We start from the raw sequence: 8,956 nt of genomic DNA on the forward strand, positions 1-8,956 counted from the left end.
CGACTACCAATAATCCACTAGCAAGAGCGGTTACACAGAATTATTTACACCCTCTAAGTGGTACTCACATCATGTCGCCATAAAAGTATATTTTTTCCTTCTGCTTTGTTTGTCGTGCTTTGAGTTAAATGGTCAGACTTCTTTGATTTACCTGGAAGCTCCCTGTTGGGGAACTTAGGGGGGGATAATTTGTGTTGACAAGGAATTCACCATGAAATTTATGAAACCTTTAGCCGCAGCAATTTTAGCAGTAATACACTGTGGGGTTGCCGCAGACAATAATGTCAGCGATGTTTCCCAGCAAGGGTCCCTTAATACGGCATCAATTAATCAAGCGGACATCACAGCCAGTGGAAACCAGATAGTGGTTATTCAAGAGGGTACGGGGAATATTTCTGAAGCAGAGCAGGTGAACAATACGACTAACAGCCGGATTACACATATACAAGTTGGTGACAATAATGAGGCGGAATCTGTACAAGAAACGGATGTTAATGTCGGCACTATAACTATTAACCAGCAGGGGGATATGAATGAAGCTGAATCTTATCAGGTTGAAACGGTTGAGTTTTCCAGTTTGACAACCAGTCAAATTGGTGAGTCTAACAGTGCTGAATTAATTCAGGAGGAGGTGGTGAGCCTCAGTCATGCGCAGGTCACGCAGATAGGCGAAATGAATGAGGCAGAAGTTTCACAAGAGGGTGCTATCGAGAGTAGCTCTATCGTCGCGATCCAGTCGGGGGCGGATAATGGATTTGAGTCCAGGCAGGATAACCAGATTAGCTTTAGCACAATAGTCTCTACCCAAGTGGGTTCTACAAACACAACCGAGCTAGAGCAGGAAGATATCGTTGATACCAGTACCATTAGCGGCAGCCAAAATGGAGATATGAACGATGCGGATGCACAGCAATCGTCTGCGATTTCGGCTAGCACTATTACCGTAAATCAGGTGGGCGATGACAATGATTTAGATGTCGACCAATTTAACACTGTGTCTGCATCTACTGGGACTATTGTACAGTTGGGTTCCTCAAATGATGCCGATATAGGTCAGGCCGGAAGTATTTTTTCCAGTGCCGCCAGCATTGTTCAATCTGGCACAAGTAATGATGCGAGTTTAGATCAATCTAATGAGGTTACAGCGAGTACTACCCTCGTCATTCAGGATGGTACGGACAATGAAATATTTGTAGATCAGGAAGATCAAATTTCTCAGAGTTTTATCAGTGTTATCCAAACTGGCGATATGAATGAGGTCGATGTGGAGCAAGAGGGAGAAATTTCCTCAACCATCGCTACTATTGTGCAAAACGGTAGCATGAATGAAGCAGAAATTAGTCAAAGTAATTTTGTGGATTCCTCAACCGCCACAGTGACTCAAACCGGTGACGGTAATGTTGCCGACTTGAGGCAAATAGATGGTCCGATTTCATTCAGTGCGATAACGGTTGATCAAAATGGTTCAACCCATATTGTGGGTGCCGAACAAGATGGACTTATCAGTAGCAGTGTGATTGATATAGCTCAGTCAGGAACGGGTAACGAAGCTGATGTAGAGCAGGATACCCTGGTTGATCTCAGTAATGTGGATACCTTGCAAATTGGTACGCAAAACTTACTGACTGTGTTACAAATGGATGTCGTATCGACGAATATTTTTATTAGCCAAGATGGGGATATGAATACAGCCGATGTCACTCAAGTGGGTACTCTGGGTAGCGCTAGCACTACAAGCCAAGCGGGTACTTTAAATGATCATACCACTACCCAACTAAATGACTTTCAAACAGCAGTGGCAACACAGGTGGGTACGGGTAATATAGGTATGATTATTCAGTGATTTTTATTGGCAAAAGTTAGGGTGTCAAAATATAAACTGAGGGGAAGAATACGTTTTGATTCAGGCAAAATATGATATCGGTAGTGAGTGAGAAGGTGGTATTCCTATTTTGTCGTCATTCAAGTATATTCTTTTTTTCTGGTTGTGGGGCTTTGTATTCAATGAAATGTATTCTGTAGCTATTGCTGGATCAGCAAACAGTACGTGTAATTATTTTCCCCAGATACAGAGAAGAAGTCAGTCCAGGAGATTCGATTCCAAAAAAAGCCAGCAGATGTGCTTTATTATTCAGAATTTTATGATAAATCTTAAAATCTCCGGAAGGAGCGCCCTGAGACACAATTTTTGGGCGAATCCCGGCATAGCCAGGCTGTAGCGTATTGTCTGCTAATCCAGGCCAGTAGCGACGGATACTGTTACAAAATGTATTTTGCTTGCCCGGATCCATCTTGTAGTTAATCGAATCGATCCATTCCACATCCGGACCGAAACGTGCCCCTCCGGCCATATCGAGAGTGAGGTGAATGCCCAGGCCTGCGGTTTCCGGTAGGGGGTAGATCAAGTGTGAAAAGGGCACTTTTCCTGATTGTGTGAAGTAGCTACCCTTGGCGAAATATGTAGTGGGGATTTCTCGCCGCAGCTCTTCGTTATCAATGGTCTCCATCAGCGAGCTGGTATGAAGGCCTGTAGCCAGGATCAGGTTACGGGTTTTAAGTCTGTAGCCATCCGCCATCCGCCATCACCAGCTGGCAGTAGCTTGTCGAAGCTTCAACTCGGCTGACCCTGGATGCGAGTACCAATTCACCACCGTTGTTCTCCAGAGCCGCTTCAAGGGCAAGCATGAGGCTGTGGCTATCAATAATGCCGGTTGTCGGTGAATAGATGGCGCCGGCACAGCGTAATTCCGGTTCTAGGCGTTGGGCCTCTCTGGCGCTTAATATGCGGAGATCCCCGGCGCTATTGTTATCTCCCTGACGCTTAAGAGCGTGTAGTTGTGCAAGTTGTGTTTTATCACTGGCGACAATTAGCTTTCCGACCTGCCTATGGGGTACCCCGTGCTCCCGGCAAAATTGATAGAGCATGGATTTACCGGCAACACAGGCGCGCGCTTTTAGGCTTCCGGTTGGGTAGTAAAGCCCTGCGTGGATAACCTCGCTGCTGCGGGCACTGGTTTCTGTCCCGATGGCACTGTGTTGCTCCAGCACCATAACTTCGCGGCCGGCCTGACTTAATTGATAGGCGCAGGCCAGCCCTATTACACCAGCGCCGACCACCACAGTATCCATTGTGTCCATAGAGGCCCTATTTCTCCAATACGAAGCCTTAGGGGTAGCGATATCCAATTCCCAAAGCTTATTTAGCCGGTAACGTCAGATTAAAACCACTGTCAAAAGGGTGCGTGGTGGTGTCGTTTCATTGCGCTATAATGCGCGTTTTTCCGCGACTGGAAGTTAGTCATGACTCACAAGTCCATTGCCGCAGACAATGTAGATTCTCGCTCTTTGGTGCATGCGCACCTGGCAGAGCCGGTAATGTCACAATATAGCGAAGAAGAGCTGCAAGCATGGCGTGAGCGCATCGCGCGCTTGCTGAAAGAACAGAATGCCGTATTGGTCGCACACTACTATACCGACCCTTTGATCCAGGCCCTGGCTGAAGAGACTGGGGGGTGCGTTTCTGACTCATTAGAAATGGCTCGTTTTGGCGCTGAGCACTCTGCCGCTACCCTGGTGGTTGCGGGTGTTAAGTTTATGGGGGAAACCGCCAAGATCCTTACCCCCAATAAGCGCATACTGATGCCCACGTTAGAGGCGACCTGCTCGCTGGATCTGGGCTGCCCGCCGGAGGAATTCTCCGAGTTTTGCGATCAGCATTCCGATCGCACTGTCGTGGTGTATGCGAACACTTCTGCTGCGGTCAAAGCTCGAGCTGACTGGGTGGTAACCTCCAGTATTGCCTTGGATGTGGTGGACCATTTGGATGCCAATGGGGAGAAGATACTGTGGGCTCCAGATAAACATCTCGGCGGTTATGTTGAACGGGAAACCGGGGCAGACGTATTGCTCTGGGACGGTTCCTGTATTGTGCACGAGGAATTTAAAGCGAAAGGTGTTGAGGATCTGAAAGCACTTTACCCGGATGCTGTGGTACTAGTGCACCCGGAATCTCCGGCGCCAGTAGTGGCCCTGGCTGATATGGTGGGTTCTACTTCGCAGATAATTAACGCGGCCAAGACCCGTCCAGAGAAGCGTTTTATCGTGGCCACCGATCAAGGCATTTTCTACAAAATGCAGCAGGAGTGCCCGGATAAGGAATTGATGGTTGCACCCACTGCTGGTGCAGGGGCAACTTGTCGCAGCTGTGCCAATTGCCCCTGGATGGCGATGAACTCTCTGGAAAATCTCTGCAGTGTACTGGAGCGCGGTGATAACGAGATTTTTGTGGACCCCGAGCTGGGGCGCAAAGCGATGATTCCCCTGCAGCGAATGCTGGATTTCCGCAAAGCCTAAGCACTAAATTTCTGGGGTGAAAGCAAAAAGAGCGGTCTGTGGCCGCTCTTTTTTTACCGTGCCGTTTGCGGCTATAGATCTTCGGCTCTTTCTTGCATTTTCAATACATCTTTCAGTCGCTGTTCCAGGATAGCGTGAGTTTGGTAGTCGCCCTTGGTCATGCGAATACCGTGGCGTAGGTGCTGCTGTGCCTTGTCGAATATACCGTTTAGGATGTAGTACTCAGCCCGGGCCTCGTGTACTCCGACGATATCGCCAGCTAGGCCGTGGGTTTCGGCGAGGAGGTACCAGACTGAGGGGTCCTTCTTGCGGGTGCGGCTATATTTTGACAGCAGGCGCTCGGCGGCCAGGTAGTTGCCCGCTTTAAAGTGTGCATTGGCCAGGCCCATGATCAGGGCGTGATCGCCGGGGTTGCGGTCGAGGGCGCGCTGCAGGCGTTTGGTTGCATTGGAGTAATCATCTCGCACTAGGTCGATATCGGCCCGTGCCAGGACAAAGGCCGCTTTGGAGGGCTCTTTGTCCAGCAGGGGTTGCAAGGTGTCCAGGGCGGTATCCGGCTTGCCTGCGGCAACTTGTGCCAGGGCCAAGCCGTAGCGGGCGGCATCTTCGTTGTCAGTAATGCCGTTGAGCTCGGCGTAAAAACGCTTTACGGCCTGTTGCGGGGTGGCTTCTATTGCGAGCCGGACACGGGCGCGCATCAGGTGGTAGTCGCGGCTGTCGCTGGGAAGCACCGCATCCATACGCTGTGCGCGGAGCTTGGCATCGGCGATCCGTTTTTCGGTGACGGGGTGCGTCAGGAGGAATTCCGGTGGGCGCTGATAGTAGCGTGTGGCCTTGAGCATTTGCTCGAACATCTCTCCGGCGGCATCCGGGTTGCGACCGGACTTGGCCATAGTGTCAATGCCTACCCTGTCCGCTTCCTGCTCATTCTTGCGGCTGAAGCGTAACTGGTTATCGAGGGCGGCAGCTTGGGTGGCGGTCATAGCGGCGATACCGGCATCGCCACCGGCAGTGGCGACAAGGATCAGGGCGCCCAGCATACCGGCGAGAGTGGGGATGGTGCTGTTGCGCTGGGCTTCTAAAGAGCGAGCGTAGTGACGTTGGCTTAAGTGGCCTAACTCGTGGGCAACCACTGAGGCAAACTGGTCCTCATCATCGGCAAATAGAAACAGACCGGTGTGAACCCCCATCACCCCACCGGGCACGGCAAAGGCGTTCATGGTTTTGTTATTTACTACGACAACATCAATGTCTTTATCTTCCAGCGGGCTGTACTCTGCCAGCCCCTTTACCATTCTCTCTACATATTGCTGGATCAGGGCATCGTTGGAAGTGCGCACCTGGCTACGGAACATGCGCAGCCACATTTGCCCGAGTTCTTTTTCCTGGCCGCGGGATACTATGCCGCTGGCGCTATCACCAAGCAGGGGAAGGCGGATTTCATCGCCGTCTGCGTCTGCCACGGCAACGATAGGCGCTGCGCCGAGTAGTACACCAAAGCCCAGGGTGCGCAGGCCTGTGCGGAATCGTCGGAGAAGTGCTGAGGGGCGTGCCCAGTGAAGCAGGTTGTGTAGGGAATCAGTCATCTTGATTACTGCTCGGTCTGTCCATGAAGGATCTATAGTCCAACTCTATACGCTACCCCGTTGGACTGTCGAGGATTCGACCCAGTGGAGCACAAAAGGTTCGGCGATGCGCCAGGCTGGACGTTAAAAAGCGTAAAGCCAGTACGGGTGGTGGCGCCTGGTTCGCGCTATAATCCGCAGCCACTCAAGTCCGTGACTGAAAAGGTAATGTCAGTAACTTCTTCTGCTAATCAGCCCCCCCCAGATTGGGACTCGGCCACTGTTGTGGATGCAAGAAATCTGCCCTGCCCGCAACCGTTACTGGCTATGCGCCGGGCATTGCGAGAGCACCCGGAAGGGACTCTACTCTGCGTACTCGCCACCGATGAAGGGTCCTGGCGAGACTTTCACAGTTTTGCCACTTTAAGTGGTTGGGCTCTACTTCGCGCCGAGCGGCGTAATAATACTTTTCAATATTGGCTGTACGCTGGCACATGAATAAAGATAAACCCCGAGAGTCTATGTTATCGATTGTAAAAGGCTGGGTGAACCGCTACTTCAGTCAGGAAGAAGTGGTACTTCTGGTTTTGATTTTAACCCTGGCACTGGTTGTGTTGGCGACGCTGGGTGCTGTATTGGCCCCGGTTTTTGCTTCGCTGGTGATTGCCTTCCTGATGCAGGGAATGGTGCAAAAGCTGAAGTCCTGGCGTGTCCCTCACTGGTTGGCCGTCACCCTGTCCTGCTTGGTGTTGGTGGGCACCATCGTGGCATTGCTATTTGTGGTGCTGCCGATTATCTGGCGCCAGCTGGTCCGGCTTGGGGCGGAATTGCCGAACATGGTGCAGCGAGGCCAGGAGCTTCTTTTATTGTTGCCGGAGCGCTACCCGCGACTGATTTCTGCCGGCCAGATCGATGAAATTTTCAACACCTTGGGTAGTGAGTTGGGTGGCCTCGGGCAGACTTTGCTGGCCTTTTCCCTCACCAACCTGCCTATTTTTGCTGGGCTGATGATCTATGTGGTGGTGGTGCCGATCTTGGTGTTTTTCTTTCTGAAAGACTCGGAGCAGCTGATCCGTTGGTGCACGTCCTTCCTGCCTAAAGAGCGTCCCATGCTCCATCAGATCTGGCACGAGATGAACGACCAAGTGGCCAACTATGTGCGCGGTAAGGTGATAGAGATCGGTATAGTGGCCGCGGTGAGCTACGCCGCTTTCCTGTTGCTCGGGGTGAATTACGCCCTTTTGCTCGCTGTGGCCGTGGGCCTCAGCGTATTGATTCCCTATATCGGTGCTGCCGCTGTCACTATCCCTGTCGCCGCAATCGGCCTGTTTCAGTGGGGGTGGAGCAATGAGTTTTTTTATCTGATGATGACCTACGGGGTTATCCAGTTGCTCGACGGCAATGTTCTGGTGCCACTGCTGTTTTCCGAGGCAGTGAACCTGCACCCGGTCGCGATTATTCTGGCGGTGTTATTCTTCGGTGGTATCTGGGGGTTCTGGGGAGTCTTTTTTGCCATTCCGCTGGCGACGTTGCTCAAAGCTATAATGAGTGCCTGGCCCACCCACGAGCATCAGGCGGAATGGGAAGCCCGGCGAATATCGGAGTAATTGACGTCATCGGGCTTTAGCCGATATCTTTTCACTGTCTGTGGGCCGCGGCATTTGCTAGAATTCCGCGCTTTCTTTTATTTGGTCCCTTCAAATAGGTGAGAGCCCATGAGCCTGGCTGACAAAGTCCTAGCGGTCAATAATGACCTGCCGATCCGCACTGACAAGCCCATCCACAGCGGCAAAGTCCGCTCCGTTTACTGGCTGACCGAGGCTGACAGTCGTCGGCTGATCGAGGAAAAAGGTTATCCGGTCGCCCCGGACGCGCCCCTCGCAGTGATGGTAATTTCCGACCGTATCTCCGCTTTCGACTGCATCTGGACCGGTAAAGGCGGCATGCGCGGTGTTCCCGGTAAGGGTGCGGCACTGAACGCCATTTCCAATCATTGGTTTAAGCTGTTCAAAGAGCAGGGCCTGGCCGACAGCCATATCCTGGATATCCCACACCCGCTGGTGTGGATCGTACAGAAGGCGCGCCCGGTTATGATCGAGGCGATCGCCCGCCAGTACATCACCGGTTCCATGTGGCGCTCCTATCAGAAGGGCGAGCGCGAATTTTGTGGTATTGAGATTGCCGACGGTCTGCAAAAAGACCAGAAGCTGCCTGAGCTGCTGATCACCCCCTCCACCAAAGGCATTCTCAAAGATATTCCTGGGGTACCGGAAGCGGACGATGTGAACATCACCCGCAAGAATATTGAAGACAACGTCGATGCTTTCAGCTTCCGTAGCGAAGGTGATATCGACCTGTATGAGAAGCTGCTAAAAGAAGGCTTCGATCTCATCTCAGCTGAGCTGGAGAAGCTCGATCAGATCTTTGTCGATACCAAGTTCGAGTTCGGTTACGTCACCGCTGCCAATGGAGAAGAGAAGCTGATTTATATGGATGAAGTGGGTACCCCGGACTCCTCCCGTATCTGGGACGGTGAGCAGTATCGCGCTGGCAAGGTTGTGGAAAACTCCAAAGAGGGTTTTCGCCAGGCCCTGCTTAGCCACTTTCCGGACGCCGATATCCTGCTGAATAAAGGTCGCATGGATGAGCGCCTAGCCCTGGCCCGTGACAACGAGTTGCCAGAATCCTTGCTGATGGATCTCTCCTCTACTTACGTGGGTATTGCTGAGAAGATTACTGGCAAGAAACTGGAGATGTCTGACAACCCTAAAGCAGAGTTACTTGAAGTACTGCGTAAGGATTACGGCCTGGTTGACTGATCTGGGCCTGATCGAAAAAAACCGGCGCTTGTGCCGGTTTTTTTATGTCTGAAAATAATGTCACTGAGGTTCAGTACCTTGCAGTAAAAGTATAGCGGGTGTATTCGGCGTGAAACTGCCGGAGTAGAGGTTGGGATAAAGGGAGATTTTTTATTTGGTGTACGTCTCAATACTTCGGACAGTTTTAGGGGGCGAAATAGGTAGGAACCACGGCCAGAT

At 51.6% G+C, this 8,956-nt stretch carries 8 protein-coding genes; 5 read left to right on the plus strand and 3 right to left on the minus strand.

Going from position 1 to position 8,956, the window contains the following annotated elements; genetic code table 11:
- Positions 1 to 211: 211 nt before the first annotated feature.
- Positions 212 to 1,843: a hypothetical protein gene (locus MO867_RS19180; protein WP_252472125.1), complete on the plus strand. Its 1,632-nt coding sequence runs from the start codon at positions 212 to 214 to the stop codon at positions 1,841 to 1,843.
- 190 nt (positions 1,844 to 2,033) lie between these two features.
- Here the strand turns inward: MO867_RS19180 and MO867_RS19185 are convergent, their stop codons facing one another.
- Both MO867_RS19185 and MO867_RS19190 read right to left on the minus strand, forming a co-directional pair.
- A complete protein-coding gene (locus MO867_RS19185; RefSeq protein WP_252472127.1) occupies positions 2,034 to 2,507 on the minus strand; it encodes an FAD-dependent oxidoreductase in 474 nt (157 codons plus the stop codon).
- A 46-nt stretch (positions 2,508 to 2,553) separates the two neighbouring features.
- Complete coding sequence (locus MO867_RS19190) at positions 2,554 to 3,138, minus strand: NAD(P)/FAD-dependent oxidoreductase (RefSeq protein WP_252472129.1); 585 nt, start codon at positions 3,136 to 3,138, stop codon at positions 2,554 to 2,556.
- 162 nt (positions 3,139 to 3,300) lie between these two features.
- Between MO867_RS19190 and nadA the strand changes: the two genes are divergently transcribed.
- Positions 3,301 to 4,353, plus strand: a complete 1,053-nt coding sequence (gene nadA / locus MO867_RS19195) for a quinolinate synthase NadA (RefSeq protein WP_252472130.1) — start codon at positions 3,301 to 3,303, stop codon at positions 4,351 to 4,353.
- Between the two features lie 71 nt (positions 4,354 to 4,424).
- Here nadA and MO867_RS19200 read toward each other — a convergent pair whose 3' ends face one another.
- Positions 4,425 to 5,939, minus strand: a complete 1,515-nt coding sequence (locus MO867_RS19200) for a M48 family metalloprotease (protein ID WP_252472132.1) — start codon at positions 5,937 to 5,939, stop codon at positions 4,425 to 4,427.
- An 84-nt stretch (positions 5,940 to 6,023) separates the two neighbouring features.
- On the opposite strand from MO867_RS19200, the gene MO867_RS19205 reads away from it, so the two are divergent.
- From MO867_RS19205 to MO867_RS19215, 3 genes are all read left to right on the plus strand, one after another.
- Positions 6,024 to 6,416 carry a sulfurtransferase TusA family protein gene (locus MO867_RS19205; RefSeq protein WP_252472134.1) on the plus strand — a complete coding sequence of 131 codons (393 nt, stop codon included), beginning with the start codon at positions 6,024 to 6,026 and terminating at the stop codon, positions 6,414 to 6,416.
- A 23-nt stretch (positions 6,417 to 6,439) separates the two neighbouring features.
- On the plus strand, positions 6,440 to 7,525 hold the full coding sequence (locus tag MO867_RS19210) for an AI-2E family transporter (protein ID WP_252472138.1): 1,086 nt from the start codon (positions 6,440 to 6,442) through the stop codon (positions 7,523 to 7,525).
- 108 nt (positions 7,526 to 7,633) lie between these two features.
- Positions 7,634 to 8,737, plus strand: coding sequence for a phosphoribosylaminoimidazolesuccinocarboxamide synthase (locus tag MO867_RS19215; RefSeq protein ID WP_252472136.1), 1,104 nt, complete (start codon positions 7,634 to 7,636; stop codon positions 8,735 to 8,737).
- Positions 8,738 to 8,956 lie beyond the last annotated feature (219 nt).

Origin of the sequence: Microbulbifer okhotskensis, from assembly GCF_023895975.1 — a bacterium.
In the GTDB taxonomy this organism is placed as follows: Bacteria; Pseudomonadota; Gammaproteobacteria; order Pseudomonadales; family Cellvibrionaceae; genus Microbulbifer; species Microbulbifer okhotskensis.

Excerpts from the sequence above, each read along its gene's own strand:
- MO867_RS19180 (WP_252472125.1), top strand. The coding sequence starts at position 212 with ATGAAATTTATGAAACCTTTAGCCGCAGCAATTTTAGCAGTAATACAC.
- MO867_RS19185 (WP_252472127.1), bottom strand. The coding sequence starts at position 2,507 with ATGGAGACCATTGATAACGAAGAGCTGCGGCGAGAAATCCCCACTACA.
- MO867_RS19190 (WP_252472129.1), bottom strand. The coding sequence starts at position 3,138 with ATGGACACAATGGATACTGTGGTGGTCGGCGCTGGTGTAATAGGGCTG.
- nadA (WP_252472130.1), top strand. The coding sequence starts at position 3,301 with ATGACTCACAAGTCCATTGCCGCAGACAATGTAGATTCTCGCTCTTTG.
- MO867_RS19200 (WP_252472132.1), bottom strand. The coding sequence starts at position 5,939 with ATGACTGATTCCCTACACAACCTGCTTCACTGGGCACGCCCCTCAGCA.
- MO867_RS19210 (WP_252472138.1), top strand. The coding sequence starts at position 6,440 with ATGTTATCGATTGTAAAAGGCTGGGTGAACCGCTACTTCAGTCAGGAA.
- MO867_RS19215 (WP_252472136.1), top strand. The coding sequence starts at position 7,634 with ATGAGCCTGGCTGACAAAGTCCTAGCGGTCAATAATGACCTGCCGATC.